This is a genomic window from Sideroxydans lithotrophicus ES-1 (assembly GCF_000025705.1).
Taxonomy (GTDB): domain Bacteria; phylum Pseudomonadota; class Gammaproteobacteria; order Burkholderiales; family Gallionellaceae; genus Sideroxyarcus; species Sideroxyarcus lithotrophicus.
Genome location: NC_013959.1, coordinates 472,095 through 497,816 on the forward strand (window position 1 = coordinate 472,095; position 25,722 = coordinate 497,816).

The 25,722-nt window shown below is 58.2% G+C and carries 23 protein-coding genes and 1 pseudogene; 13 read left to right on the plus strand and 11 right to left on the minus strand.

Going from position 1 to position 25,722, the window contains the following annotated elements; all coding sequences use genetic code 11:
• Nucleotides 1-51 precede the first annotated feature (51 nt).
• The 7 genes from lnt (at nucleotide 52) to SLIT_RS02345 (ending at nucleotide 7,198) form a co-directional block, all read left to right on the plus strand.
• Nucleotides 52-1,542 carry an apolipoprotein N-acyltransferase gene (gene lnt, locus SLIT_RS02315; protein ID WP_013028606.1) on the plus strand — a complete coding sequence of 497 codons (1,491 nt, stop codon included), beginning with the start codon at nucleotides 52-54 and terminating at the stop codon, nucleotides 1,540-1,542.
• A 95-nt stretch (nucleotides 1,543-1,637) separates the two neighbouring features.
• The gene (locus SLIT_RS02320; protein WP_013028607.1) at nucleotides 1,638-1,901 is read left to right on the plus strand and encodes a GIY-YIG nuclease family protein; all 264 of its coding nucleotides are present in this window, start codon (nucleotides 1,638-1,640) and stop codon (nucleotides 1,899-1,901) included.
• A gap of 55 nt (nucleotides 1,902-1,956) precedes the next feature.
• A complete protein-coding gene (gene glyQ, locus SLIT_RS02325; RefSeq protein WP_013028608.1) occupies nucleotides 1,957-2,919 on the plus strand; it encodes a glycine--tRNA ligase subunit alpha in 963 nt (320 codons plus the stop codon).
• Complete coding sequence (glyS, locus tag SLIT_RS02330; protein WP_013028609.1) at nucleotides 2,916-5,066, plus strand: glycine--tRNA ligase subunit beta; 2,151 nt, start codon at nucleotides 2,916-2,918, stop codon at nucleotides 5,064-5,066. Before glyQ ends, glyS begins: the two co-directional genes overlap by 4 nt.
• A 15-nt stretch (nucleotides 5,067-5,081) precedes the next feature.
• Complete coding sequence (gene gmhB / locus SLIT_RS02335) at nucleotides 5,082-5,615, plus strand: D-glycero-beta-D-manno-heptose 1,7-bisphosphate 7-phosphatase (RefSeq protein WP_013028610.1); 534 nt, start codon at nucleotides 5,082-5,084, stop codon at nucleotides 5,613-5,615.
• Nucleotides 5,612-6,316 (plus strand): lysophospholipid acyltransferase family protein, encoded by a 705-nt coding sequence (locus SLIT_RS02340; protein ID WP_013028611.1) that lies wholly within the window; start codon nucleotides 5,612-5,614, stop codon nucleotides 6,314-6,316. The genes gmhB and SLIT_RS02340 overlap by 4 nt, the downstream gene beginning before the upstream one ends.
• Before the next feature lie 144 nt (nucleotides 6,317-6,460).
• Complete coding sequence (locus tag SLIT_RS02345; RefSeq protein WP_013028612.1) at nucleotides 6,461-7,198, plus strand: M48 family metallopeptidase; 738 nt, start codon at nucleotides 6,461-6,463, stop codon at nucleotides 7,196-7,198.
• Nucleotides 7,199-7,442: 244 nt separating this feature from the next.
• Here the strand turns inward: SLIT_RS02345 and cyaY are convergent, their stop codons facing one another.
• Both cyaY and SLIT_RS15770 read right to left on the minus strand, forming a co-directional pair.
• Nucleotides 7,443-7,754, minus strand: a complete 312-nt coding sequence (gene cyaY, locus SLIT_RS02350) for an iron donor protein CyaY (protein ID WP_013028613.1) — start codon at nucleotides 7,752-7,754, stop codon at nucleotides 7,443-7,445.
• A complete protein-coding gene (locus SLIT_RS15770; RefSeq protein WP_013028614.1) occupies nucleotides 7,741-9,066 on the minus strand; it encodes an aspartyl protease family protein in 1,326 nt (441 codons plus the stop codon). The genes cyaY and SLIT_RS15770 overlap by 14 nt, the downstream gene beginning before the upstream one ends.
• Before the next feature lie 30 nt (nucleotides 9,067-9,096).
• On the opposite strand from SLIT_RS15770, the gene lptM reads away from it, so the two are divergent.
• The 3 genes from lptM to SLIT_RS02365 all read left to right on the plus strand — a co-directional run bounded on the left by lptM (nucleotide 9,097) and on the right by SLIT_RS02365 (nucleotide 11,037).
• Nucleotides 9,097-9,261 carry an LPS translocon maturation chaperone LptM gene (gene lptM, locus SLIT_RS15775; RefSeq protein ID WP_223293812.1) on the plus strand — a complete coding sequence of 55 codons (165 nt, stop codon included), beginning with the start codon at nucleotides 9,097-9,099 and terminating at the stop codon, nucleotides 9,259-9,261.
• A 2-nt stretch (nucleotides 9,262-9,263) separates the two neighbouring features.
• The gene (gene lysA / locus SLIT_RS02360) at nucleotides 9,264-10,565 is read left to right on the plus strand and encodes a diaminopimelate decarboxylase (RefSeq protein WP_013028615.1); all 1,302 of its coding nucleotides are present in this window, start codon (nucleotides 9,264-9,266) and stop codon (nucleotides 10,563-10,565) included.
• Between the two features lie 166 nt (nucleotides 10,566-10,731).
• A complete protein-coding gene (locus SLIT_RS02365) occupies nucleotides 10,732-11,037 on the plus strand; it encodes a histone H1-like repetitive region-containing protein (protein ID WP_049870946.1) in 306 nt (101 codons plus the stop codon).
• Between the two features lie 356 nt (nucleotides 11,038-11,393).
• Here SLIT_RS02365 and SLIT_RS02370 read toward each other — a convergent pair whose 3' ends face one another.
• Entirely contained in the window at nucleotides 11,394-12,266 is an 873-nt protein-coding gene (locus tag SLIT_RS02370; RefSeq protein ID WP_013028617.1) for an HDOD domain-containing protein, read from the minus strand.
• 209 nt (nucleotides 12,267-12,475) lie between these two features.
• On the opposite strand from SLIT_RS02370, the gene SLIT_RS15025 reads away from it, so the two are divergent.
• The gene (locus SLIT_RS15025; protein WP_013028618.1) at nucleotides 12,476-14,731 is read left to right on the plus strand and encodes a putative bifunctional diguanylate cyclase/phosphodiesterase; all 2,256 of its coding nucleotides are present in this window, start codon (nucleotides 12,476-12,478) and stop codon (nucleotides 14,729-14,731) included.
• An 11-nt stretch (nucleotides 14,732-14,742) separates the two neighbouring features.
• Here the strand turns inward: SLIT_RS15025 and mgtE are convergent, their stop codons facing one another.
• Nucleotides 14,743-16,197 carry a magnesium transporter gene (mgtE, locus tag SLIT_RS02380; RefSeq protein ID WP_013028619.1) on the minus strand — a complete coding sequence of 485 codons (1,455 nt, stop codon included), beginning with the start codon at nucleotides 16,195-16,197 and terminating at the stop codon, nucleotides 14,743-14,745.
• 121 nt (nucleotides 16,198-16,318) lie between these two features.
• Between mgtE and SLIT_RS02385 the strand changes: the two genes are divergently transcribed.
• Complete coding sequence (locus tag SLIT_RS02385; protein ID WP_013028620.1) at nucleotides 16,319-17,650, plus strand: CorA family divalent cation transporter; 1,332 nt, start codon at nucleotides 16,319-16,321, stop codon at nucleotides 17,648-17,650.
• Between the two features lie 96 nt (nucleotides 17,651-17,746).
• On the opposite strand, the gene mtgA is transcribed toward SLIT_RS02385, so the two are convergent.
• The 4 genes from mtgA to SLIT_RS02405 all read right to left on the minus strand — a co-directional run bounded on the left by mtgA (nucleotide 17,747) and on the right by SLIT_RS02405 (nucleotide 21,407).
• Complete coding sequence (gene mtgA / locus SLIT_RS02390) at nucleotides 17,747-18,442, minus strand: monofunctional biosynthetic peptidoglycan transglycosylase (RefSeq protein ID WP_013028621.1); 696 nt, start codon at nucleotides 18,440-18,442, stop codon at nucleotides 17,747-17,749.
• Nucleotides 18,439-19,245, minus strand: coding sequence for a shikimate dehydrogenase (gene aroE / locus SLIT_RS02395; RefSeq protein ID WP_013028622.1), 807 nt, complete (start codon nucleotides 19,243-19,245; stop codon nucleotides 18,439-18,441). The genes mtgA and aroE overlap by 4 nt, the downstream gene beginning before the upstream one ends.
• A gap of 94 nt (nucleotides 19,246-19,339) precedes the next feature.
• Complete coding sequence (locus SLIT_RS02400) at nucleotides 19,340-20,677, minus strand: ATP-binding protein (protein ID WP_013028623.1); 1,338 nt, start codon at nucleotides 20,675-20,677, stop codon at nucleotides 19,340-19,342.
• 1 nt (nucleotide 20,678) lies between these two features.
• On the minus strand, nucleotides 20,679-21,407 hold the full coding sequence (locus SLIT_RS02405; protein WP_013028624.1) for a response regulator: 729 nt from the start codon (nucleotides 21,405-21,407) through the stop codon (nucleotides 20,679-20,681).
• A gap of 150 nt (nucleotides 21,408-21,557) precedes the next feature.
• Here SLIT_RS02405 and SLIT_RS02410 point away from each other — a divergent pair, with 150 nt between their 5' ends.
• A complete protein-coding gene (locus SLIT_RS02410) occupies nucleotides 21,558-22,025 on the plus strand; it encodes a Spy/CpxP family protein refolding chaperone (protein ID WP_083774992.1) in 468 nt (155 codons plus the stop codon).
• A 154-nt stretch (nucleotides 22,026-22,179) separates the two neighbouring features.
• Here the strand turns inward: SLIT_RS02410 and SLIT_RS02415 are convergent.
• From SLIT_RS02415 to SLIT_RS15780, 3 genes and pseudogenes are all read right to left on the minus strand, one after another.
• A pseudogene (locus SLIT_RS02415) lies at nucleotides 22,180-23,199 on the minus strand (IS630 family transposase).
• A 102-nt stretch (nucleotides 23,200-23,301) separates the two neighbouring features.
• Complete coding sequence (locus tag SLIT_RS02420; RefSeq protein WP_013028626.1) at nucleotides 23,302-24,393, minus strand: hypothetical protein; 1,092 nt, start codon at nucleotides 24,391-24,393, stop codon at nucleotides 23,302-23,304.
• A 2-nt stretch (nucleotides 24,394-24,395) separates the two neighbouring features.
• Nucleotides 24,396-25,634 (minus strand): DUF3869 domain-containing protein, encoded by a 1,239-nt coding sequence (locus tag SLIT_RS15780; protein WP_150102921.1) that lies wholly within the window; start codon nucleotides 25,632-25,634, stop codon nucleotides 24,396-24,398.
• Nucleotides 25,635-25,722 lie beyond the last annotated feature (88 nt).

Here is a 25,722-nt window from a genome sequence, read left to right on the forward strand (position 1 = left end):
GGCGGAAGTTACACCGTATAATTCGGCGAATCAACTTTATCGCTGCCATCCGTGAAAAGAATCGTCGCTTCGCCCTGCTTGCAGGCATTCCTCGCGGGTGCGGTCGCCGTCTTCGGCTTCGCACCGTTCGATATCTTCCCCTTGCCCATCCTTGCGCTCGCCGTGCTGTTCCGGCTGTGGAGCCGGACTGAGCGCCCCGCGCAAGCCGCCTGGCTTGGGTTCGCCTTCGGCATGGGGCTGTTCTGCGTCGGCATCCACTGGATCTATGTCGCCCTGCATACCTACGGCTACATGCACCCCGTCCTCGCAGCCATCGCCACGGCATTGTTCGCCGCCGTGAATGCCGCGCTGCCTGCATTTGCGGGATATGTGCAGTGCAGGTTCAAGGCATCGTCGAACCTGCGCATGCTACTGCTCATGCCCGCGATCTGGACGCTCGCCGAATGGCTGCGCGGCCTGCTGTTCACCGGCTTCCCCTGGCTGACTATGGGTTATGCGCAGGTGCCGAACAGTCCGCTGGCGGGCTATGCGCCGCTGCTCGGCGTGTATGGCGTGTCGCTGATCGTGGCGGCAAGTGCGGCACTGTTGCTGTTCCTGTGGAACCAGCGCTGGAGCAAACAGGGCAAGATCGCCCTGGCCGTGGTGCTGGTCTTGTGGGCGAGTGGCGCGGCCTTGCGCACCATCGAATGGACACAGGCGACAGGCGCACCGCTCAAGGTCAGCCTGCTGCAAGGCAACATCGCCCAGGACACCAAATTCTCGGAAGATGCGCTGGTGGGCACGATGGAGACCTATCGCCGGCTGGCGCAAAGCAGCGATGCGCGCCTGACGGTCATGCCGGAAACGGCGTTGCCGCTGCTGCGCAGCAACGTGCCGGAGAGCTACCAGACCCTGCTGAGCGACCATGCGCGCCAGAACGGCGGCGACATCCTCATCGGCGTGTTCGAGAAGGAGGACGGCAATTACTACAACAGCGTGTACTCGCTCGGCAGCGCGGAAAGCCAGCACTACCGCAAGGACCATCTCGTTCCCTTCGGCGAATTCATCCCGCTGCGCAGCGTGCTCGGCTGGTTCATCAACGACGTGCTGGACATCCCCATGGGCGACCTCGCCAGCGGCGGCGCGCACCAGGCGCCGCTCAACGTCGCCGGGCAGAAGGTCGCGGTGGACATCTGCTACGAAGATGCCTTCGGCGAGGAGATCATCCGTGCCTTGCCGCAAGCCACGCTGCTGACCAACGTCACCAACGATGCATGGTACGGCGATTCGCATGCCGCGATGCAGCATGCCCAGCTGTCGCAGATGCGCGCGCTGGAAACCGGGCGCATGATGCTGCGCGCCACCAATACCGGGGTGACTGCCGTGATCGGCGCGGATGGGCGTATCCAGGCCATGCTGCCGCAACATGAGGAGGGGGTGTTGACTGCCCAAGTGCAAGGCTATGTTGGGAGTACGCCGTATGCGGTGTGGGGGAATGGGGGGATGCTGGCGTTGATCGGGTTGATGCTTGGGTTTGTGTGGAAGCAAGGTCGGCGGAGGTAGCCCGATAGCCAGACCGCTCGGTTTTGATCCCCTCGCCCTCCGGGAGAGGGGATAAGCGATGCTCAGCACGAACGGCCATCAGGTAATCCACACAAATGAAATCACAGAACAACAACACCTGGACCTGCTACCTCCTCCAATGCGCCGACAACACCCTCTACTGCGGCATCACCAACGACCTCACCAAGCGCCTGGCTGCCCATAACGCCGGCGAAGGCGCCAAATACACACGCGGCCGGACACCGGTAAGGCTCCTCTATTCCGAACCCTGTGCAGACAAATCCGCTGCCTTGAAGCGCGAACTGGAGATCAAGGCCTTGCCGCGCACCGGCAAACTGGCGCTATGCGGCGTGACGTAACAGGCGGGAACCCGTAAAATGCGGCCTTTCGCAAATTCGGGCGGTTACTGAGCATATGCAAACCATTGGTTCCGACATAACCTCCGCAAGCGGAGGTAAGTCTTCACCGAAAGTCGGCCAAGGTCCGACTTTTCAGCAAGTCATCCTGACGCTGCAGCAATTCTGGGACAAGCAGGGCTGCGCGCTGCTGCAACCCTACGACATCGAGGTCGGCGCGGGCACCTTCCACACCGCCACTTTCCTGCGCGCGATCGGCCCAGAGCCCTGGCGCGCGGCCTACGTGCAGCCCTCGCGCCGTCCGAAAGACGGGCGCTACGGCGAGAATCCCAACCGCTTGCAGCACTACTACCAATACCAGGTGGTGCTGAAGCCTTCTCCCGACAATATCCAGGAACTCTATCTCGACAGCTTGCGCGCGCTGGGCATCGACACTGGCGAGCACGACATCCGTTTCGTCGAGGACGATTGGGAATCGCCGACTTTGGGTGCCTGGGGGCTGGGCTGGGAAGTGTGGCTGGACGGCATGGAAGTGACGCAGTTCACTTATTTCCAGGAAGTCGGTTCGCTCACCTGCAAGCCGGTGCTGGGCGAGATCACTTACGGGCTGGAACGCCTGGCCATGTACCTGCAGGGCGTCGAGAACGTATTCGACTTGGTGTGGGCGAAGAACGGCGATACGGTCATCACCTACGGTGATGTGTATCACCAGAACGAAGTGGAACAGTCGAAGTACAACTTCGAGCATTCCAACGTCGAGATGCTGTTCCGCCATTTCAACGAGTATGAGGGCGAAGCCAAGCGGCTGATGGACGCTGGCCTGCCGCTGCCCGGTTTCGAGATGGTGATGAAGTGCTCGCATACCTTCAATCTGCTGGATGCACGCGGTGCGATCTCGGTGACCGAGCGCGCGGCCTACATCGGCAGGGTGCGCGCCCTGGCGCGGCAGGTGGCGCAGGCCTATTACGATTCGCGCGAAGCGTTGGGTTTCCCGATGGCTAAAGTCGGGGGCAAGAAATGAAACAGACCTTATTGATCGAATTGCTGACCGAAGAGTTGCCGCCGAAGGCGCTGGAGAAACTCTCCACCACGTTCGCCAATGAAGTGTTCGCCAGCCTGAAAGAGCAGGCGTTGCTCAATGAGAACAGCGTGTGCACACCTTATGCGACGCCGCGCCGACTGGCGATGAGCATCACCGAAGTCGAACAGCAACAACCCGACCGGGTGATCGAGCGCAAGGGCCCGGCTGTTGCGGCGGGACTGGATGCCGAAGGCAAGCCGACCAAGGCGCTGGAAGGTTTCATGCGCTCGGCCAATGTCACGCTGGGGCAATTGCAACGCGTGGGCGAGGGCAAGGCCGAATACTTCGTGGCGCGCATCGAACAGAAGGGCAAATCGCTGGACGAGCATCTGCCGGAGATGGTGACGCAGGCGCTGAAGAAACTGCCGGTGCCCAAGCTGATGCGCTGGGGCGATTTCGAGCATCAGTTCGTGCGCCCGGTACATGGCCTGACCATCCTGCATGGCAAGCGCATCGTGCCGGCCGAGGTGCTGGGGCTGAGCAGCGGCAACGTCACCAGCGGACACCGCTTCCTCAGCAGCGAGCGGGTCACCATCGAACATGCGGACGACTACGAAGCGACACTGGCGCGCGATGGGCGTGTGGTCGCCAGTTTCACGCAGCGGCGCGAAAGCATCGTGGCGCGGCTGGACGACCTGGCGGAGCAGAACAAGGCGATCTGGGTGGGGCATGCCAATTTCGACCTGGAGAAACTGCTGTCCATGTCCAACGACGAGCGCGGCGTGCTGAGCAACCTGCTGGACGAAGTGACGGGGCTGGTCGAGTGGCCGGAAGTCTATGTCGGCCAGTTCGAGGCGGAATTCCTCGATGTGCCGCAGGAATGCCTGATCCTCACCATGCAGCAGAACCAGAAATACTTCCCGCTGCTGGATGCGAGTTCCGGCAAGCTGCTGAACAAGTTCCTCATCGTCTCCAACATGCAGGTGAGCGATCCGCACCACATCATCGAAGGCAACCAGCGCGTGGTGCGACCGCGCCTGGCCGATGCGCGTTTCTTCTTCAACCAGGATCGCAAGCAGAAGCTGGAGTCTCGCGTCGAGAAACTCGGCAATGTCGTGTACCACAACAAGCTGGGTTCGCAACTGCAACGCGTCGAGCGCATCACCACGCTGGCGGGCACCATCGCGCGGCTGCTGGAGGCGGACAAGGCCCAGGCGGAATTGGCGGCGCGCCTGTGCAAGGCCGACCTGCTCACCGACATGGTTGGAGAATTCCCCGAGCTGCAGGGCATCATCGGGCGCTATTACGCTTTCCACGACGGCGAGGATCTGGAAGTGGCGAACGCCATCGAAGCGCACTACCATCCGCGCTTTGCCGGAGACTCCATCCCCATGGGTGCTGTGGCATGCTCGGTGGCGCTGGCGGACAAGCTGGAAACCGTCGTCGGCATCTATGGCATCGGACAGGTGCCGACCGGCGACAAGGATCCGTTCGGTTTGCGCCGTCAGGCACTGGGCATCTTGCGCATATTGATCGAGACACCACTCGACTTGCCGTTGCCGGCGTTGCTCAAGGCGACAGCGGACAATTTCCCGGCCGGGATGCTGAGTGCGACGGTGGCTGCCGATGTGGAAGGTTTCATGATGGACCGCCTGCGCGGCTATCTGCGCGATCGCAGCTTCGACGTGTCGCATATCGAGGCGGTGCTGGCCGTGCTGAACGGACGCTTGCACGAGGTGCTGCCGCGCCTGCAGGGCGTGCGCGCTTTTGCCGCGATGACTGTGGCGAAAGATCTGGCTGCCGCCAACAAGCGCGTGCAGAACATCATGCGCAAGAATCATGAAGAACTGGGCGCCGCGATGGCGAACGCGGTGTTCGATGCCAAACTGATGACGGACGAAGCCGAACGCAACCTGCACCAGGCGATGACAGACATCGCGCCGTTCGCGCAGGGTTATTTCAGCCGCGGTGAATACGGCCAGAACCTGAAAACGCTGGTCACGCTCAAGCCCTTCATCGACGACTTTTTCGATCAGGTGATGGTGATGGCGGACGACCAGAAACTGCGCATCAACCGCGCGTTGCTGCTCAGGCAGCTTGCGAACCTGATGAACCAGGTTGCGGACATTTCCAAGCTGGCGGCCTGAGGATAGCCGGTTTCCATGAACAAACTCATCATTCTCGATCGCGACGGCGTCATCAATTTCGATTCCGACCAGTTCATCAAGAACCCGGAAGAGTGGAAGCCTATCCCCGGCAGCCTGGAGGCCATCGCGCGCCTGACCCAGGCGGATTACCGTGTGGTGGTGGCGACCAATCAGTCCGGCATCGGGCGCGGCCTGTTCGACATGCCGACGCTGAACGCCATCCATGACAAGATGCACAAGGCCTGCGCGCTGGTCGGCGGGCGCATCGATGCGGTGTTCTTTTGTCCCCATACCAACGACGCCAACTGCGGTTGCCGCAAACCGAAGAGCGGCATGCTGGAAGATATCGCCATGCGTTACGGCGTCAGCCTGAAAGGTGTGCCGGCGGTGGGCGATTCCCTGCGCGATCTGGAAGTGGCGGCACGCGTGGGTGCGCAACCCATCCTCGTGCTCACCGGTAAAGGCGTGAGAACGCAAGAAAAAGGCGGTTTGCCCGAAGGCACCCTGACCTATCCAGATCTGGCCACGGTGGTTGCGACACTGGTATGACATTCATCCGCTCGCTGGTCTTTTTCCTGGTGCAACTGGTCTGGACGCCGATCTATGCCACCGTATTCCTCTTTACCTTTCCGCTCAAGCCGCACTTGCGCTATCGCGCGGCCACCGGTCTTGCCTGGAGCACGATGTGGCTGTTGCGCGCCATCTGCGGCATCCGCATGGAAGTGCGCGGTAGGGAGAACATCCCGCAAGAACCCTGCATCGTGATGTGCAAGCACCAGTCGGCCTGGGAGACCTTCTCGCTGCAGACGGTCTTTCCCCCGCAGGTGTGGGTGCTCAAGCGCGAATTGCTGTGGCTGCCGTTCTTCGGCTGGGGACTGGCGCTTACCAGCCCCATTGCCATCGACCGCAGCAAGGGCAAACAGGCGATGCGGCAGTTGCTGGAGCAGGGCCGCGACAGGTTGAAGCAGGGGTTCTGCGTGGTGATCTTCCCGGAGGGTACGCGCATGCCTTATGGAGTGCGCGGCAAGTACAAGATCGGCGGTGCCCTGCTGAGCGAGAACTCCGGCGCCTCCGTGGTACCGGTGGCGCACAATGCCGGGAAATTCTGGGGACGCAATTCCTTCCTGAAACATCCCGGCACCATCGTCATGAGTATCGGCCGGCCTATCGGTCCGGGAGGACTCAAAGCGGAAGAGATCAGCCGCCGCGTGGAGGACTGGATAGAAGGCGAGATGGAGCGCCTCGGCTGATGGATACTTCTAAAATCCCAAATTTCGTCGCAATACGGCGTTGCTCACAAAGAAATTCTCCTCACATATTACATATATGCGTCGTCGAATTTTTTTGCTCACGCCTTGTCTTGCTTGGAACTTTGAGTTTTTAGAAGCACCCACATGCTCAAGCTGCGCCGCACCGTCCCCGCACCCGCTGTCGAACAACGCAACATCCATCTTTCCGGCAAGGAAATCAGTTATACCCTCAAGCGCAGCGGCAAACGCCGCAGCATCGGTCTGCGCATCGACGAGCGCGGACTTACCGTCAATGTCCCGCTGCGGGCATCCGAAAAATGGCTGCACAGCGTATTGCAGGACAAGGCCGACTGGGTATTGAAACAACTCGATAGCTGGCAATCGAAAAAGGTCGCACCGATCTTCTGGGCCGAAGGGGCGCGCATCCCGTTTCGCGGCGAGGAGTTCATTTTGACGCTGACACCACGAACGCGCGGCGCTGTGTCGCAATTGCATGGCGAGATATTGCATGTGCCTGTCGGCATGGAGGCTGAAACTGTGCAGATCGCAAAGGCGGTGACCGAGTGGTACCGGGCCGAGGCGTTGCGCGTGTTCGGGGAATGCGTGGAACACTTCGCACCGCTGCTGCAGGTTGCGCCGCGCGAGGTCAGGCTGTCCGCTGCACGCACCCAATGGGGGAGCTGCACCGTGCACGGTGTGGTGCGGCTGAACTGGCAACTGGTGAAGATGCCGCTGCATCTGATTGACTATGTGGTGGTGCATGAGCTGGCGCACCTGGTCGAGATGAATCATTCAGCAGCTTTCTGGCGTGTGGTGGAAAACGCATGCCCGGACTATAAGCAGTGCCGGACCGAATTGCGGAGTTACGGGGTTGCCGAGTAAAGCAGGAAGGACTTGCACGGGCTTTGCGGTGAATGCTCATATCCTGCTTCAGCCGAATGTGAGGCCGGAGCCACAATATGCCTCTATGCATCCGCAGACCGCAAGGCCTGCGACAATATGCCGCATTCCCAAACTGAAGGATAGCAATTAGAGTTCGTCCTGCCAGGTGGACGAGGACGCGATTCCCAGTGGTCTCCTCCCCCAGATAACTGAATATTGGACCTTCTCCGCCTGGCCCCTTCGCTTAAAAGTCCAGTTTCTTTCCCGAGCCGAGCTGGACCAGCTCACCCAGTTTGTCAAAGAGTTCACTGCCATCGCGCTGGCTGAGCCAGCTGCCATCCTGCAGGGCGTAATGGAATCCGCCAGATTTCGCGGCGAGCCAGATCTCCCGATTCGGCACATGGCGATTGACGATGACCTTGCTGCCATCCGCAAACTCCATTTCCAGCACGGTGCCGTTGCTGTCGTAATCGATGCCTGCATCGCTGTCGTCGATCGCCAGTTCGATGCGCTGGAATACGGCATCGGCCACCTCATTGAACTCACTTTCTGTCATGTTTCGTCCCTGATTGATGTCTTCCGATCAGCATGCTGCTGCCGTTCTGTTTCACCTGAAAATTACGCAGTGCGTTGGCACCGAGCAGGTTGGCCTCCAGGTTCGGTATCACCGCGACGGTGATGTTCTCCAATTTGAAATCACCCAGCGTCATGTGCGGCACCAGGGCGATACAGCCGGCAGCCGCACCGTTGGCGGTCAGGGATTGTACCTCCTTGCAATTGCGTATATCCGCGTGGAGCGCAAGGTCGCTGGAAATGGAAGTGACCGGGGTATCGGGGTCCACCTTGAACATGGCGGGTACGCTTTCTACCGTACCCGGCAGATAGAAATGTCCGTCAGTTTGCCGTTTGATCTCCATGTTGCCGTCACTGTTCAGGATCGGGGGCGGCGGCATCTCGGTGGCCGCTTTGGCGAACAACTGAAAATCCTCCATGCCCGTCCCGGATGTGCGCATGGCGAGCTGCACGGGTTTGCCTATTTGCACCGTCAGCGGTTTGCCGAACTTCAGCAAATGACCTTCCGAGAAACCGCTGCGCGGATTGCACCATGTGTTGCCGACGCTGAACATCATGTCGTATTTGCCGGGTGGCAGGTGCAGGGTGGAGCTTTGCCCGGCATGAACCAGGATCGATGCCGAGGGAGTTGTACCGTGCAGTACGGAGAAGATCAGCAGCACGGGATGGGTATGTTCGTTCTGCAGGATGACCTCGGGATCGTCCGGATCGTCAGTACGCAGGTTGCTTCCGGGAAAGAGCGCGATGCTGCCATTGGTCGGGAGTGCTCCCTGGCAGGGGTAGTGCAATTTGTTGAGTGACAATGTGGGCATCTGCGCCGGGGCGGTGCCGGATTCATGCGGTTGCATCAGTCGCAGCACGATCCAGAAAACGATCGCGGCAGCCGGCAGCAGGATGAGCATGATGCGCAACAGGCGGTCATTCCGGGTTGCACGCGAGGCGGCGGGAGAGGGGGGCAAGGCGGCTTGCCTTGGGCTGGGCGCACGCGCATTGAGCGGGTTGCTGGCGATGGTTTGTTCGATCAACTCGCGCAATCTGACCATGAGTTCACCCTGGTCGTGTGCGTGCCAGGTGCCATCGCGGTGGGCGAATTCGGTACCGCCGGAACGTGCAGCCAGCCACACGTTGTGTGTGCGCGGATCGATATTGACGAGGATGCGCTGCCCGTCGGCAAACTCCAGGCGCAACGCATTGCCGTTCTGTATCTGGCGGATGTCCACGCCGTGCTCGTCCACCATCTGCCGGATACGGGCGAACAGCACGCCGCCCGGTTCGTTGCCTGGACTTTCCGTCATATAATCGCGCCCGTTCCGATTCCAAACATTGTGAAAGATAAAGACATGCGCATCCTTGGCATTATGTTGCTGTTGACCGTCATCCTGCAAGGCTGCGGACGCAAAGGCCCGCTGTTCCTGCCGGCCGCGCCGACTGCGAATCCGCAAGCCGCACCTGCGCAACCCTCGCTCGAAAAACCTGAAAGCAAGAAGTGACCATGACTGAATACTTCCATTACCAGCAAGACCAGCTGTATGCCGAGAAAGTTGCGTTGAGCGAGATCGCCCAGCGCTTCGGCACGCCATGTTACGTCTACTCGCGTGCGGCATTGACCGATAGCTATCGCCAGTTCGCCGAGGCGCTCAAGAGCCGGGATCACCTTATCTGCTATGCGGTGAAGGCCAATTCCAATCTCGCCATCCTCAATCTGTTCGCCCGCCTGGGGGCCGGCTTCGACATCGTCTCCGGCGGCGAACTGCAGCGTGTGCTGGCTGCGGGCGGGGCGGCCAGCAAGGTGGTGTTCTCCGGCGTCGGCAAGAGCGAGGCCGAGATGCGCCAGGCGCTGGAGGCGGAGATCCTCTGCTTCAACGTCGAGTCGGCGCCCGAACTGGACCGGTTGAATGCGCTGGCAGGCAGCATGGGCAAAGTGGCGCCGGTCAGCCTGCGCGTGAATCCCGATGTGGATGCCAAGACTCATCCATATATCTCCACCGGGCTGAAACAGAACAAGTTCGGTGTGGCTTATACCGAAGCGCTGGAGCTGTATCGCAAGGCTGCGGCGATGCCGAACCTGCGCGTCACCGGCATGGATTGCCATATCGGTTCGCAGCTCACCGAGACCAGCCCGTTCATCGCGGCGGCGGAGAAAGTGCTGGCGCTGGTGGATAAACTGGCTGCGGCGGGCATCACGCTGGAACATCTCGATCTGGGCGGAGGCCTCGGTATCCGCTACGACGACGAGACGCCCCCTTCCATCGCCGAGTACGGTAAAGCCCTGCTGGCAGTGCTGCAAGGCCGTTCCGAGAAGCTCATCGTCGAGCCGGGTCGAGTACTGGTCGGCAATGCAGGGGTGCTGCTGACGCGCATCGAATACCTCAAGCATGGCGAAGAAAAGAACTTCGCCATCGTCGATGCGGCGATGAACGACCTCATGCGCCCGGCACTTTATGATGCCTGGCACGCGATTTTGCCGGTTCAGCGCAGGCAAAATGCCCCTCTCTCTAACTCTCTCCCGCAAGCGGGAGAAAGGACAAGCGAGAAAAGCAATTCTCAAATTTATGAGGTGGTCGGGCCGATCTGTGAGACCGGGGATTTCATCGGTCATGCCCGCGAGATGGCCGTGGATAAAGGAGATGCGCTGGCCGTAATGTCAGCCGGAGCATACGGAATGAGCATGAGTTCCAACTACAATACGCGTCCGCGGGCTGCCGAAGTGATGGTCGACGGAGCGGTCGTGCACCTGGTGCGGGAGCGCGAAACGGTGCGCCAGCTCTACGCTTCAGAGAAAATCGTCGCGTGAAAATATTTCGCAAATAATGCATAAAAGTGTTGCGCAATTTTTTTAATCGCGCATAGAATGCCGTCACCGTGCGTGTTGGGAGATTTCGAGCAGTGGAAAGACGCATCGGGAGTGCAGTTGGTGCACGCAATGTTGTAACTGGTTAGTCCATCAATTTTTATAAGGAATGAAAATGGCTGCAACAACCAAAGCAAAGAGCACCACTACCAAGAAGGCTGCTGCTAAGAAGCCGGCTGCGAAGAAGGCGGTAGCTGCCAAGAAACCGGCAGCGAAAAAAGTAGCCGCCAAGAAACCGGCAGCGAAAAAAGTAGCCGCCAAGAAACCGGCAGCGAAAAAAGTAGCCGCCAAGAAACCAGCAGCGAAAAAAGTAGCCGCCAAGAAACCGGCAGCGAAAAAGACTGTAGCGAAAAAACCTGCCAAGAAAGCAGCAGCGAAACCAGCTGCAGCAGGCAAAGGCATCCTCGGCGCCTAAGCTTCGTAGATTGGGGCGGGCGCCGGGCCGTTGCGTTTCGCCCTTTCTGCGGACTCCGTTTTTCGGAGTGCAGTATGTTTCACCTTGTGTTTGTTGATCTGTTCAGCGAACCGTCGTAGCTTACCCTCTAAAAAACCTGCCTCCTTCGAATGCGCATGCATATCGTTTGCATCGTTCTGTCATCTGTTTCGGAAGTTGATCCGGAAGGGCGTAAGCGCCAGCGATCGTGAGTGACAGCTCTTTCTGGTACTACCAGCGGGTACATCCTCCGGCAGTGTATTCTTTGTGCTGGATTTATCGGGGTGTGACGAGGCGCAGGCCGAATGGCCTGGTCGCACTGCGACGATAGATACGCCTCAATCTGGTGTGGCGACGACCTGCCTGGCCTCGGAATACAGGAATTCCATATCGTCTTCATCGATCTGAAGCATCTCCAGCGAAGCGGTGCTGAATTTTGGCCATTCCTGCGTGGTATCCATGCCGAGCAGTTGCTGCGTGAAATGCTCGGCCAGATTCGCAGTGGCGATGAAGCGGCGGGAAGATATGGGCAGGGGCGAATCCGGATCCAATGCCGTCAGGTCGTGATGATGACGGATGGCCAGCCACATGTCTTTCGCCAGCCACCAGCTTTGAGCCAGTGCGCTGCCGACTATGGCGTGGTTGGTATGCAGCAGGGAATCCTCCAATGCGGTGAATTCGTTTTTTTCGTCGAGGTTCGCCTGCCCCAACACATCCTTGTAGTCAGGAATGCGCACCATCAGCACCGGAATGCCGCAATCGTGGAACAGGCCGAATGTGTAGGCGTCGTCGGCGTTGAGGCCGGGGGTATCCAGCTTATGGGCGAGCCAGGCGCAAAGTCGTGCTGTGCGAGCCGATGCATCCCAGAAACGGACCATGTTCGGCGTGCTGGGGAAGAGGTTGCGCAGGATGATGCCCGCGATGGTATGGCTAGCGACCCTGAGGCCAAGTATCGATAGTGCATCATGGACCGTGCGGGCTCTTTGTTGGCGGGCAAAATATGGCGAATTGGTCGTCTTGACCAGACCTGCGGCAAGCGCGACATCGGCGCTGATGATGTTGCTCAGCCGATGATAATCGGGCTCTTCCTTGTGCATCTCGTCCATGATGCGTATCAGAATCTCCGGACAAGGCGGAATCTCGATATCCAGCAAAGACCGTTCGAGATGTGGGTCGATTTTCGGGGGCGGACTGGATGTGCTATCGGTCATTTCATTGTCGAGTGCATGATAAGATTGCTGCCAATGATGCGTATGTTCGCTGGGTCACCATGGATGCAAAATAACACACGTCAGGTTTTGCTGGCTATGGATTTCTGGCAAAAAGCAGGCATCAGTGTACCGGACAATAATCATTGCATTTGCAGGCGACCCGATGGCAGGCAACCTGTCACCGTTCGGGCAGGAGAGATTCGCAATCTATGGAAAACTACGGGTCATTCAATTTGAATCTCTCCAAAAGCGAACGGGGTGAAAGATACAAAGTCGCCTTCCTGAACAGCGTGTTCCTGCTCGCCGGTATCGTGGCTTTTGGGATGGGCTTCATCCGTTGGCAAACCAGCGTGGCCATGGGCGAGATCGATTTCGGGTTTGCCGGACTATGCTTTGTGTTGCTGGCCTATCTGCGCCGGCACCGGAGTCAGGCCGATATGTTCGCTTCGATCGTCCTGGTGCTTTGCTATGGCCTGTTCCTGTCGATCTATATTTCCGCGTCGTACAACACGATGCGTCTGTCGCTCTTTTTCCTCCTGGCAGCAGCAGCTTTCTTTCTCAAAGGACGAATCGCCGGGCGCATCTGGCTGGCATTCATCCTGCTGACCATCGTGATTGTCCATGTGTTGCCATATTTCGAGACCGGCTACTCGCACATCGACATCTTCACTACCTGCCTGTACCTGCTGGCGCTGTTCATCATCTTCGAGAACTACGAGACGTTCAAGGAATCGCAGCATACGAGCGAAGAAGAACAGGCACTGCTGCGCCTGACCGAGGAGCGCTGGCGACACGCACTGGAAGGGACGGGAGATGCAGTCTGGGACTGGCGACCGGAAACGGGGGAGTTCCATTATTCCAGGCGCTTCAGCGAGATGCTGGGGTATGCGGAGGGTGAGCTGGGGAAGCACGCAGAACATATCTTCAATATCATCCATCCCGACGACGAGCCGAGGGTTCGGGATGAATTGCATGACTTTATTCAGCGCCGTGCCGGCAACTATGTTTCGGAGATGAGGTTGTCAGCCAGGGACGGCAGCTGGAAGTGGATGCTGTGCCGGGGCAAGGTCGCACAACGTGACGACGAACATTCTGCTGGATTGATGGTGGGCACCTTTTCGGACATCACCCTGCTCAAGCAGCACGAGAGACAACTGGAGCATATTGCCCACTACGATGCTTTGACTGGCATACCCAATCGGGTGTTGCTGGCCGATCGCCTGCAACAGGCTTTGGCGCACAGCAAGCGCGAAGGAACGATCCTTGCGGTCTGTTACCTCGATCTGGACGGTTTCAAGCTGGTCAACGACACGATGGGCCACGAGGCCGGCGACAAGGTGCTGATCGAAGTGACCCAGCGCATCAAGAAATCGATTCGCGGCGACGACACCGTCGCGCGCCTGGGCGGAGACGAATTCGCGGTATTGCTGCTCGGCTTGCACGCCCCCGAAGAGTGTTCCGCCAGCCTGAACCGACTGCTGGAGGAGATCAGCCAGCCGATCGAGATCAAGAACCGGTTGTTCGAAGTCAGTGCCAGTATCGGCGTCTCCATCTATCCCGGCGACGATCACGATGCCGATACCCTGTTGCGGCATGCTGACCAGGCGATGTATACCGCCAAGCAATCCGGCAAGAACCGTTATTACCTCTACGATACCGAGAACGACCAGCGCGCCCGTTCCCATCACGAATTCCTGCGGCGGCTTGCCCTCGCATTGGGCAGGAACGAATTCGAGCTCTATTACCAGCCCAAAGTCGACATGCGCACGCTCCAGCTGGTTGGCGCGGAAGCGCTGATCCGCTGGCACCACCCGGAACGCGGATTGCTTGCCCCGGGCGACTTCCTGCACGCGATCGAAGGGACGACGCTGGAAGTCGAGCTGGGAGACTGGGTCGTGGCGACAGCCCTTGCCCAACTGGAAGCGTGGCATGAGGCTGGCTTGCCGATGGAGCTGAGTATCAACATTTCGGTGCGCCATCTGCAGGCGAACGATTTCGCCTGGAAATTGAAACGCAAGATGTTGCGCTATTCGCATCTGCCGAAAGGCTGTTTGCAGGTGGAGGTGCTGGAAACCGCGGCGCTGGAAGACATTCCCAGGGTGAGCGACACCATCGAACGTTGCCGCAAGATCGGTATCAGCTTCGCCCTGGACGATTTCGGTACCGGGTATTCGTCACTGTCATACCTGGGGCGCTTGCCGGTCGATGCGCTCAAGATCGACCAGTCCTTCATCCGCGATATGCTGAAAGACAAGGGCGACAGGGCCATCGTGCAGGGCGTCATCGCGCTGGCCAAGGTGTTCAATCGCAAGATCGTGGCCGAGGGGGTGGAATCGGAAGAGTTGTTCCGCGACCTGGTGGAGATGGGGTGCGAATACGGGCAAGGTTATGGCATCGCCCGGCCCATGCCGGCCAGTGAACTGCCCGCATGGCTGGAGAAGTGGAACAGCAAACCTTTCAGCTGAGCACCGCCAACCTAGCGGATCAGGAAGATCGTCGCCAATCCCAGAAAGATGAAGAAGCCGCCGCTGTCGGTGATGGCGGTAAGCAGGACGCTGGAGCCGATGGCCGGGTCGCGGCCCAGTTTCTGCATGATCATCGGGATGCCGATGCCGACCAGAGCCCCCAACGTCAGATTGAGCAGCATCGCGCTGGTCATCACCAGACCGAGTGCAACATTGTGATAAAGGAAATAAGCGAACAATCCGGCGATGCCGCCCCATACCAGGCCGTTCAGGCCGCTGATCGCCAGTTCCTTGATCATCAGCCGGCGCGCATTGGCCTGCGAGACCTGGCCGAGGGCGATGGAGCGGATGATGATGGTGGTGGTCTGGTTCGCCGAGTTGCCGGCGATGCCCGCGACGATGGGCATCAGCGTCGCGAGCGCGACGAACTTCTCGATCGTGTTCTCGAAACTGCCGATCACGCGTGAAGCGAAGAATGCCGTGCACAGGTTCAGCGCCAGCCAGGTCCAGCGGTTCTGCGCCGACTTCCACACCGAGGCGAAAATGTCCTCCTCTTCGCGCAGACCGGCCTGGTTCAGCAGATCTGTTTCCGATTCGGCGCGGATGAAGTCCAGCACCACGTTCACCGTCACCCGTCCCACCAGTTTGCCTTCCTCATCGACCACCGGCGCAGACACGAGGTCGTAGCGTTCGAACGACTGGGCTGCCTGAACGGCTTTCTCATCAGGGTTGAGCCGAATGGTGTCGGTCAGCATCAGTTTGCCGACCACCGTCTCGGGCTCGTTGACCACGATCAGGTTGATCGGCAACACACCCTTGAAGCGGTCGTCGCGGTCCACCACGAACACCTGGTCGGTGTGGTCGGGCAGTTCCTCGAAACGGCGCAAATAGCGCGATACCACCTCCAGCGTCACGTCCTCGCGCACATGCACCATGTTGAAATCCATCAGCGCGCCGACCGAATCCTTCGAATACGACATGGCGGCGCGCAACTGTTCGCGCTCATCGATGGAAAGCGACTTGAACACGTCGCGCATCACGTTCTGCGGCAGGTCGGGGGCGAGATCGGCGATCTCGTCGGTGTCGAGCTTTTCCGTCGCCTCGCGCAACTCTTCGCGGCTCATGGTCGCGATCAGCGATTCGCGCACCGCATCGGAAACCTCGATCAGGATATCGCCGTCGCGATCCGCCTTCACCTGATCCCAGACCATCAGGCGCTGATCGATGGGCAACGCTTCCAGGATAAAGGCGATATCGGCAGGATGCAGCTCTTCCAGCTTTTCGCGCAGCTCCGCCAGGTGGCGCTTGTGCAGCATCTTGTCCAGCAGCTCGTGGCGCTCGTCGCGCGGCAACTCCTGCCGATGGGTCACCGTTTCCACCAATGCATGCTTTTCCAGCAAGTGGAGCACCTGCTGCAGGTGGTCCTGCACATTCTCGGTGTAGTGATGCTCGTTGCGTTCGGTCATGGCGTCTACCCAGTATGGCTTTGACTATTGTAAACAAATCGGCAAAATTTCTGGCACTAAAAAGCCGCTAAACGGCCAAATGAACATGATCCGGCAACATTTGTGAGGCTATAATCCGCCCATGTCGAACGAGCCCAGCCTCCAATTCCAGAACCACCGTCAAGCCGTGCTGACTCTGCTGGAAAAGCGCAGAGTGACCGAGGAGATGGTCAAGAAACAGGATATTCCCCATCATGACCTGGTGGAGACCCTGGTGCGTAAACAGAACCTGGCGCGTATCCAGCAATTGCTGAGCGAGATGCCGCCGGTCGAGATCGCCGCACTCCTCGAGGTGTTGCCTGAAGCAGACCAGTTGTTCATCTGGGACCAGGTCGAAGAGCGGCGCAAGGAACAGGTGCTGCCGGATGTCTCTGTTTCCATCCTGAATGCCCTGGGCAAGCGGGCGTTCAAGAACGATCGCGCCCGCATCAAGGCATTTGAGCTGTTCGAAGGACGCTTGCGCGAGATACTCATCAATACCCAGGAAGACCTGACGAACGCCAAGCCGATCTGGATCGACCTGGTCGACCCTTCATTCGAGGAGCGCGCCTGGGTCGGCGATGCATATGATATCGAACTGCCCGACCCCGACCGGGCGAGCGATCTTGAAACCAGCGCCCGTTTCTACATGGAGGAGAACGGCGAGATCCACCTGCGCTCCGATTTCCTGCTCGACAAGGAAGACATATCGCACAACGTCGGGGTGAGCTTTACGCTGCACCAGGACATCCTGTTCTCGGTGCGCAAGGAAGAGTTGCCGGTGTTCCGGCTGCAGCGGCTGCGTGCGCTGTCGCAACCGAACTACGTTTCCGATGCGCGCGACGTGCTGCTGGATCTCTACGCGGCTGATGTGGAATATTCCGCCGATGCGCTGGAAGACATCTATCAGGGGCTGGAAAGGGTCGGCAGCCATGTGCTGAGCAAACAGATGACCGACGAGGAGGCCGCCAAGATGCTGGCTGACATCGGCCAGGAGGAAGACCTGAACGGGCGCATCCGCCGCAATGTGCTGGACACGCGCCGTGCCGTCTCCTTTCTCATGCGCAGCAGGGTCATCGAACGCCACCAGCTGGATGATGCGCAGCAGATCCTGCGCGACATCGAATCGATGGACGGGCACACCACTTTCCTGTTTGGCAAGATCAACTTCCTGATGGATGCCACCGTTGGCTTCATCAACATCAACCAGAACAAGGTCATCAAGCGGCTGACCGTGCTCAGCGTCGTGTTCATGCCGCTCAATGTGATCGCCGGCATCGGCGGCATGTCCGAATTCTCGATGATGACACAGGGCATTCCATGGCCGATCTCCTACACGGCCTTCACCATCGGCATGGTCTTTGTCGCCTGGATCACCTACGAACTGCTGCGCCTTGCCGAGAAGCGCGAGAAGCTCAGGATGACGAAGAGTTGATCCAGACGTGCGGCGCGCTTTAAGTTAAAGCGGTCAAACCCAAGACGGTTTTCTGCGGTAATTGCGAGTCCGGGCACTTATCGTGCCGGAAGCGGCTCAAGGTATGTCCGCGTCCGGCATGCGATCGAGGATGACGATGGTCTTGGCCAGCATGCCGTGCGCTTCGCGGTGACGGTCGTAGTAGCGCGGGTTGGGCACCATGGCGGCCAGTTTGGCTGCCTGTTCCGGGCTGAGTTGCGCGGCGCTGACGCCGAAATAATGCTGTGCCGCCGCTTCGGCGCCGAACACGCCGTCGCCCCATTCGATCACGTTCAGATAGATCTCGAAGATGCGCTGCTTATCCATCACCGTTTCCAGCATCAGGGTGATGATGGCCTCTTCGCCTTTGCGCCAGGGCGTGCGTTTGGTGGAAAGGAACAGGTTCTTTGCCAGCTGCTGGCTGATGGTCGAGCCGCCGGCGACGATCTTGCCCTTCTTCAGGTTCTTCTCGTATGCCTTGGCGATGCCTTCCCAGTCGAAGCCCTCATGATCGACGAACTTCGCATCCTCGGCGGCGATCAGTGCGCGCTTGAGGTTGTCGGAGATCCTGTTGTAAGGGACCCACTTGTACTTCAGTCCGGCTTTCGGGTTCTTGTCCTGCATCACTTCCAGACGGTCTTCCATGAAGGCGCTGGTCGCCGGATTGAACTTGATCCACCAGCACACATGGGCGAACAACCAGAGCTGATAAAGCACCAGCAGCAGCAGCAGCGCCATCACCATGCGCCAGAACAGGTGTTTCACTTTTTTCATTTGCGCAACTTGTCGAGTACAGCCCGGGTATCCGGGCGCACGTCGCGCCACAGGCAGAACGCCTCTGCGGCCTGCTCAACCAGCATGCCGAGTCCGTCTGCGACCACCGCCGCACCTTGTCTGCGGGCGAACGCCATGAACGGGGTCTCGCGTCCGTACACCATGTCGTAAGCCAGCGCACCGGGTTTGAACAGGCCATCCGGCAGCGGCGGCAGCTCGTCCGACAAGCCGCTGGAAGTCGCGTTGATGACCAGGTCGTACTTCCTTCCGGCCAGCTCTTCGTAGCTGCGCGCATATACGGTTCCGGCTCCCTTGAATTCATCGGCCAATGCCTGTGCCTTATCCACGGTGCGATTGGCGATATCCACACCCGCTCCGGCATTGAACAGCGGCCACAGTACGCCTGCCGCGGCACCGCCCGCGCCGAGCAACAGCGCGTCCTTCCACATCAGCTTGAAGCCGAGGTTGTTCTCGATGTCGGCGAGCAGGCCGACACCATCGGTGTTGGTGCCGAGGATCTCGCCGTCCCGGAAGATCAGGGTATTGACCGCCTTCGCTTCGCGCGCCCGGCTGCTGAGCTGGTCGCACATGGCATAGGCCTCGAATTTGAACGGCACGGTCACGTTGCAGCCTTTGTAACCCTCGGTGCGCAGACGCTGCACGGTGGCAGCGAAGCCGTCCAGCGGCGCTTCGATGGCTTCATAGCTCATGTCCTGTCTGGTCTGTTCGGCGAACAGTCCATGGATCAGCGGCGATTTGCTATGCGAGATGGGATTGCCGATAACGGCGTAACGGTCGGTCATTTAAATAGTTCAGGGTGCTGAGTATCCAGTACTGAGTCTGGGCGGCGAATTATAACTTCATGCAGCACTTCGCACTCAGTCCTCGGCATTGAAATTAAAGCGGCAATATTACATGGACTTGCAGCCCGCCATCCGCATGGTTGCTCAGCGTCAGTTCGCCGTTGTGGCGCAGCACGATGTTGCGCGCGATGCTCAAGCCCAGGCCGGTTCCGCCGCTCTCGCGCGAGCGCGAATGCTCGATGCGGTAGAACGGGGTGAACACGGTCTCCAGCAGTTCCGGCGGGATGCCGGGACCGAAATCGCGGATGCGGACATGGCACTGCCGTGCATCCCGGCGCAGCGAGACTTCGGCGCGCTGGCCGTATTTCACGGCATTGTCCAGCAGGTTGGAGAATGCCCGGCGCAGGGCCAGCGGCTGCGCCTTCAACTGCACGGCAGTACGCTCCCGGTAATATATCTGCTGCCCGGCCTCGACCGCATCGCTGCACAGGCTGTCCAGCAGCGAATCGAGATCGAGCAACTGCATGGCCTCGCTGGAATCGAGGCTGCGCGACAGTTCCAGCCCTTCCTGCAGCATCTGCTGCATGGCCTGCATGTCGCCCACCAGTTTGTTGCGCAGAGCCTCGTCCGGCAGTTTTTCCAGGCGCAGCCGCAGCCGCGTCAGCGGGGTCTGCAGGTCATGGGTGATCGCGGCCAGCATGCCGGTGCGTTCGCGCACGTCTTCGTAGATGCGTTTCTGCATACGGTTGAAGGCGCGTGTGGCCATGCGCACCTCGCTGCTGCCCTGTTCCGGCAGCGGCTCGCCGGCGCGGGAGATATCGAGCTTGTCGGCGGCATCGGCCAATTGCCGCAACGGGCGGGTCGCGATGCGCGCCACCACCCAGGCCAGCAGGCCGATACATACTGCGAACAACAGCATGGCGCTCCAGACCGGCGGCGGGTAGGACTGGTCGCGCATCGGCGGCATGGGAATGACCAGCAGGAGTCCGCTGCCGTCCGGCAATGCGATATGGATACGCTGGCACTGCAACGGCTGATGCAGGCGCCGCGACCATCTGATGAATTCATCGCCGCACGCCGCATAGTTTGGTGATTCCGCCGCGATACTCGCCACATTCAGGCGCTGCTTCAGTGCATCCTCCATGACACGGTCCCTGGCGGCGAAAGGCGGTACGATGACTTCGCTCAGGTGTCCGTGTATGCCCATGCCGTGCGGTTCATGCAAAAAATCGTCGCGCAACGGCAGGGGCGTGATCTCGAGCGTCTCCACCAGTTCGGTGATGTCGGTGGCCAGGTGCTGGGCGCGTACCCGCTCGTACAGTTCCTGCTGCCGGGAATGGGTGAGCAGTACGGTGCCGATGGAGGTCACGATCATGCCCACCAGCAGGATCAGGAACAGGCGGCCATGCATGGAATGGAAGATGGCGAACATGTCATTGTCCCCGCTTCACTGTGGCCGCCAGCAGATAACCTTCGTTGCGCAGCGTCTTGATCAGCCGCGGCGCGCGCGCATCGTCGCCCAGTTTCTGGCGCAGGCGGCTGATGTGCAGGTCGATGGAACGGTCGAGCGGGTCGGTCTCGCGGCCCTGGGTCAGGGTCAGCAACTGGTCGCGGTTGAGCGCGCGGTTCGGGCGTTCCAGCAAGGCCTGCAGCAGGCGGTATTCGCCGCCCGACAGCATCACCACCAGGCCGGCACTGTTCTGCAATTGCCGCGTGTTCTCGTCCAGCGTCCAGTCGGCAAAGTGCCAGAGCGTCGATGTGCCGGGAACCACCCTTGCCGCCGAACCGCTGCGGCGCAACACGTTGCGGATGCGCACTAGCAGTTCGCGCGGCTCGAACGGCTTGCACAGATAGTCGTCCGCACCCATCTCCAGACCGAGGATGCGATCCAGCGGCGCACTGCGCGCGGTCAGCATGATGACCGGTATGGCGGAACGCGCGCGCAGGTCGCGGCACAGCGTCAGGCCGTCGCTGCCCGGCAGGGTGAGATCCAGCACGATCAGGTCGATCGGCGTGCTGTCGAGCACCTGCTGCATGGCGGTGCCATCCTGTGCGGTGCTGATCAGCCAGCCCTGTTCGCCGAGATAGTCGGCCAGCAGGTTGCGGATGTCTTCATCGTCGTCGACGATCAGTATGCGCGGCGATGTGGCGGGTGTCGTCATGGTGCCGACATTACAACGAAAACGGCGATTGCGGGCAACCGATACAAATCTGTACAAAATATCCGCCGGCTGACATATGCCGGATACACGACTCGGGTTAAATGGGCACCGTGCTTCAGGCACTTCATACAACCAACGTGATGGAGAACGATGATGAGCAAGACAGTGAACAAATCGGTGAGCATGCTGTTGGCGGGGGTGGCGATCGTAGCCATGTCCGCGAGTGCATTTGCGCGCGGCGGCGAGGATTGCGAATACCGCGAGCATGGCCGCATGGGCATGAACCCCGAACGCATGGAGCAATATCGCGAACAACACCTGACCAAGCTGCATGACAAGCTGAAGCTGACCCCGCAGCAGGAGACGGCATGGAAGAAATACGCCGCCCAGCAGCCGGTGCTGGACAAATCGATGCGCCCCGATCCCGACGAAATGGCAAAACTGAATGCGCCGCAGCGTCTGGAAAAAGGCCTGGAGCGCATGCGCGCGATGGAAGCGAGAATGTCCGATCATCTGGCCGCATTGAAAGAGTTCTATGCGGTACTGACACCCGAGCAGCAAAAGACATTCGACGACCAGATGCCGAGGTTCGGGGCGCGCTGGGAGCGTCGCGGCTGATATTCTGTGACGCAGCCTTGACTGGCTACGCTCTTTCGCTTGGAAGAAAAAAAGTCCGCTATCCATTGCAGAGCGGACTGTTATTTTGAATAGCGGAGAAGGGCAGAAGTTAACCTAAATCGGATTTATTGATCCGGCCACTTTTATCCGTGAATCATGCAGCATATTTCACGCGTGAATCCTGGAAGAATTTTTTGACGCGTTCAGGTGACTTTTCCAGCACCTGCATGTGTTCGGTAGCGGCGGTCTTCAGCTTGGCTTTCGTGCGTGCCGGAACTTGGTAGAGATGGCATGCTTCAAATCAGCATTCAGCCGTTCTTCCGGATTCAGTTCTGGGCTGTAGCTGGGTAAATAGAACAACTCAATTTTGTCCTTACGTTCTTCGACAGGCTTGCTGTGATGCACTCGTAGGTTGTCGAGAATCAGGAACACTTTCTTCCCCGCATCTTTGATCAGCGCTTCCAGAAATTCGATCAGTTTGTCCGAGTTGAGCGCCTCATCAATAATCATCCAGCGGGTCTTGCCCTGGTTGGTGACGGTGGCAATCATCGATAGTTTCTGGCGCGTGCCGCCTACCGCATAGGTCACTGGTGTTTTACCAGCAGGGGCGTAGCTTCGACCTCGCACATCGGTATTCACGACCGCTGTTTCATCTCCCCAGTGAATTTCGGCTCCTTCTGCCTTGGCGCGCTACTCAATCGCCGGGTAGTCTTTGTTCAACCATTCCTGTACCGCTTCAGGGCGCTGCTCATACGCCTTCTTTATCGGCTTTTGCGGGGTGAAGCCCCAGCGTTTCAGATAGTTGCCAACGCCGCGCACTGAGAGACTGATTCCACATTCGCGTTCGATCAGTTGCGCGACCGCAGAACGATTCCACAGCGCAAATTCCATCTTCAGTTGCTCCGGTCGCTTGTCGCAGATGATCTGCCGAACCGCCGCTTCTTGCGCTTCGCTCAACACTCGACCGCTGCCAGGCTTTTTGCTTCGCGCATCAGGCTTAAGCGCCGATGCTCCTGCTTCCGAATATCGCCGGATCGCGGCATTCACCGCGTACCAGCTGAGCCCGCTATGCTCAACTATTTGCATCACCGGCATCCCCTTCCGGTGCATGCGAATAACTTGCTTGCGCCGTTCGTGAAGTGCCTCCCTTGTTTCTTGCGTCTTCTTTTTCCATGCGCAATCGGACACATCAACCTCAGCAAAGTTCACGGATAATTCGTGCCGCGTCTATAGTGGTTTTTCCATACCGGACATCCAAACTAATTATCAATTAAAACTATCTTTCTTTCCTTTTCTCGCTATTTTCGTGTTCATACTCGGTGCGTTTAAGCACATACCTCAAATCGAAATCCAAAACCCGTGCTGCAAGACGGTCAATAGTTAAGCGCGTAACCGTTTTGTGTTCGGTCGTGTCCTCGTTATCCTCATCATCGTGGTCGAGGTATTTGTGTTCCCGCCCCAGCATGTTACGCATCGTTTCGATCTGTTCTTTGCCCGCCTTGCTATTGTTAAGACGAAAGGCGTTGGTGGCGGATACGAGGTGGCGATCCAATTGCGCTGCGAATGCAGGGTCTAGAAGCTGTTTGGCCGGCCAGGTTGCTACCTGGCTGCGGATGCGGTCGAGAAGGATCGCGGTGTCGAAGGGTTCAGGAACCGCGATGGTTGGGACAGCGGCGTTTCGAGGGACGAAATTGTTATGCGTTAGCTTGTCCAATTGATCTGAGATTTCCCCAGAGGGGCCTTCATCGACAAAACCAAACACAGGAGTGTTTCCCTGAAATTGAACAATTCCAATACCCGGAATATCTTTACTGGAAAAGCCAAATCCATCTTGTGTTGATCCTGCTATTAATCCAGCGTTAGGTGCTTCCAATGAAGCAAACATCCAACCAATGCGTAGTCCCACTGTATCACTTATCCAGACACTACCAACCCAATTTCTAGGTGTATAAATTGCGGCCAGAGCAATTTTATTGAACGGATCAAGATCGCTGACAGTAATACTTTGTCGGAGCTTTGGCAAAGGGGAGGAAGAATTAATATCGCTGACAGGGTCGATAACGAAATTAGCCAAAGACTGTCGGCTGTTTGTGCTGTTTTTCACTCGATATGAATAGGCAACAATATCCATTCCGCGTAGCCGGAAAGTCGAACCTATAACAGGATTAATCTTGGTTGCAGGTACAAATATAGCCTGTCTCAAGGGTTTGTTTTTCTTGTTTCCCGGACTGCCCTCACCAAAGTAAGTAATCTGATAGTTGCCAGTATTGGGGTCGAGGACGATGCTTTCTCCGGGAAATCCATAAGCTTCGGAGAAAATAGCCAAGGTCACAATAACGGCACCAGTCGCCTGAAATAGAAAATTCATGGTTATTCCTTTCTGTTAAGCAATCGCGTATGAAAATGTTGATTAACGGGGTCGCCAATGTTTTCCAATCTTGCGTCTATACCCATGTTTGCTGCAATTTTTATGAAATTTTTAATAAGACTTGATGGAATCGCTCCTGGATTGGAATTGGCACGTATGTCAATAACCGAGCCTCGCCTATGCTCTTTATGTGGAGTATCCCAGTCGCCATCTTTGTCAAACAGGCCACCCCACTTAAGGCTCGCATCATTCAAATGCAACAGTGTCGGGCTCGCCAAGCCTGTTAGCACCTGATAGTCGTAGAAACCTTTCGCCAATTGCCAAAGCTGTAATTGGGCTTCGCTGACTACATAATGGTTGCTGCTATGTTCGGACGTGCTTCCGATAAACGCGTAATACGTGGAAGCAGCTATCGGCCATAAATTCGGCACCTTCACATCCACATTCACCGTTGCCGTATTGCTGCACCCGTCGCAGGTGGCCGTGATGGTATGCGTGCCAGAAGCGACGGTTGGGTTGAAGTTGAACGCTACTGTGCCGTTCACGGTTGGATTCGACCAACATTCTGCGTCAGAGGAGCAACTCTCCACGTTGGCAATACCACCTCGTGGCCGCGTGCTGTCGCCGTGATCATGCCCGCCACTGGTAGGATCAACCTTAAGGCTGACGTGTACTTGGACGGGGTTCGTAGGCGGTTGTCCGGTATTTTGATCAATAACGGTGGCGATGAATGGCAGAGTGTTTATCGTCGAGCCGCTGGATGGTTCGACTTCGTTGCCGCCTAAGAGGGTGATAACTAAACTGTCTTGCACATTTCGTGAACACGCATAAGGGTGGTTAAGGTCACTGTTTGACCAAGCAAGGCCATACGGAATTGACGGATTTACAATTGGAACAGGGCAGTTATAGTGGATTCTTATAGCCCAAAAATTTCCAGTTTGTACACTCCCATCTGGGTGTGTGGCCGTTCCACTGCACATAGCATCACCATTGATATCCATTCCTGGTTCACAAGAAGTAACTGCCCATTTTATGGAGGAGTACACAACATTAAATGCGGCAGCTGAAGCTTCAGCTGCCGCTAACTTGGTGGGGTATACACAAGTTTTTAATCCTATATAGCTAACCCAGTCACTAGCACACCAAGATTCGACATAAGGAACAATTTCCTTCGCGGCTTGTGCACCAAAGGATGCAACTAGGGAAAATATGATAAACAGCCGTCCTAACCATCTTGTCATTCGATGTAGCAGTCTCCTCGCATCCATTATTTTGCACTCCTTGAGTCGTGAACAATGCGAGTGACTATACCCATGAACATTGCATGGT

Excerpts from the sequence above, each read along its gene's own strand:
- glyS (WP_013028609.1), top strand. The coding sequence starts at position 2,916 with ATGAAACAGACCTTATTGATCGAATTGCTGACCGAAGAGTTGCCGCCG.
- SLIT_RS02370 (WP_013028617.1), bottom strand. The coding sequence starts at position 12,266 with ATGACCGATAGCACATCCAGTCCGCCCCCGAAAATCGACCCACATCTC.
- SLIT_RS02340 (WP_013028611.1), top strand. The coding sequence starts at position 5,612 with ATGACATTCATCCGCTCGCTGGTCTTTTTCCTGGTGCAACTGGTCTGG.
- SLIT_RS02400 (WP_013028623.1), bottom strand. The coding sequence starts at position 20,677 with ATGTTCGCCATCTTCCATTCCATGCATGGCCGCCTGTTCCTGATCCTG.
- SLIT_RS02410 (WP_083774992.1), top strand. The coding sequence starts at position 21,558 with ATGATGAGCAAGACAGTGAACAAATCGGTGAGCATGCTGTTGGCGGGG.
- SLIT_RS02405 (WP_013028624.1), bottom strand. The coding sequence starts at position 21,407 with ATGACGACACCCGCCACATCGCCGCGCATACTGATCGTCGACGACGAT.
- SLIT_RS15025 (WP_013028618.1), top strand. The coding sequence starts at position 12,476 with ATGGAAAACTACGGGTCATTCAATTTGAATCTCTCCAAAAGCGAACGG.
- glyQ (WP_013028608.1), top strand. The coding sequence starts at position 1,957 with ATGCAAACCATTGGTTCCGACATAACCTCCGCAAGCGGAGGTAAGTCT.
- SLIT_RS02345 (WP_013028612.1), top strand. The coding sequence starts at position 6,461 with ATGCTCAAGCTGCGCCGCACCGTCCCCGCACCCGCTGTCGAACAACGC.
- lysA (WP_013028615.1), top strand. The coding sequence starts at position 9,264 with ATGACTGAATACTTCCATTACCAGCAAGACCAGCTGTATGCCGAGAAA.
- aroE (WP_013028622.1), bottom strand. The coding sequence starts at position 19,245 with ATGACCGACCGTTACGCCGTTATCGGCAATCCCATCTCGCATAGCAAA.
- SLIT_RS15770 (WP_013028614.1), bottom strand. The coding sequence starts at position 9,066 with ATGACGGAAAGTCCAGGCAACGAACCGGGCGGCGTGCTGTTCGCCCGT.
- mgtE (WP_013028619.1), bottom strand. The coding sequence starts at position 16,197 with ATGACCGAACGCAACGAGCATCACTACACCGAGAATGTGCAGGACCAC.
- mtgA (WP_013028621.1), bottom strand. The coding sequence starts at position 18,442 with ATGAAAAAAGTGAAACACCTGTTCTGGCGCATGGTGATGGCGCTGCTG.
- SLIT_RS02385 (WP_013028620.1), top strand. The coding sequence starts at position 16,319 with ATGTCGAACGAGCCCAGCCTCCAATTCCAGAACCACCGTCAAGCCGTG.
- SLIT_RS02420 (WP_013028626.1), bottom strand. The coding sequence starts at position 24,393 with ATGAATTTTCTATTTCAGGCGACTGGTGCCGTTATTGTGACCTTGGCT.
- gmhB (WP_013028610.1), top strand. The coding sequence starts at position 5,082 with ATGAACAAACTCATCATTCTCGATCGCGACGGCGTCATCAATTTCGAT.
- SLIT_RS15780 (WP_150102921.1), bottom strand. The coding sequence starts at position 25,634 with ATGACAAGATGGTTAGGACGGCTGTTTATCATATTTTCCCTAGTTGCA.
- SLIT_RS02365 (WP_049870946.1), top strand. The coding sequence starts at position 10,732 with ATGAAAATGGCTGCAACAACCAAAGCAAAGAGCACCACTACCAAGAAG.
- cyaY (WP_013028613.1), bottom strand. The coding sequence starts at position 7,754 with ATGACAGAAAGTGAGTTCAATGAGGTGGCCGATGCCGTATTCCAGCGC.
- SLIT_RS02320 (WP_013028607.1), top strand. The coding sequence starts at position 1,638 with ATGAAATCACAGAACAACAACACCTGGACCTGCTACCTCCTCCAATGC.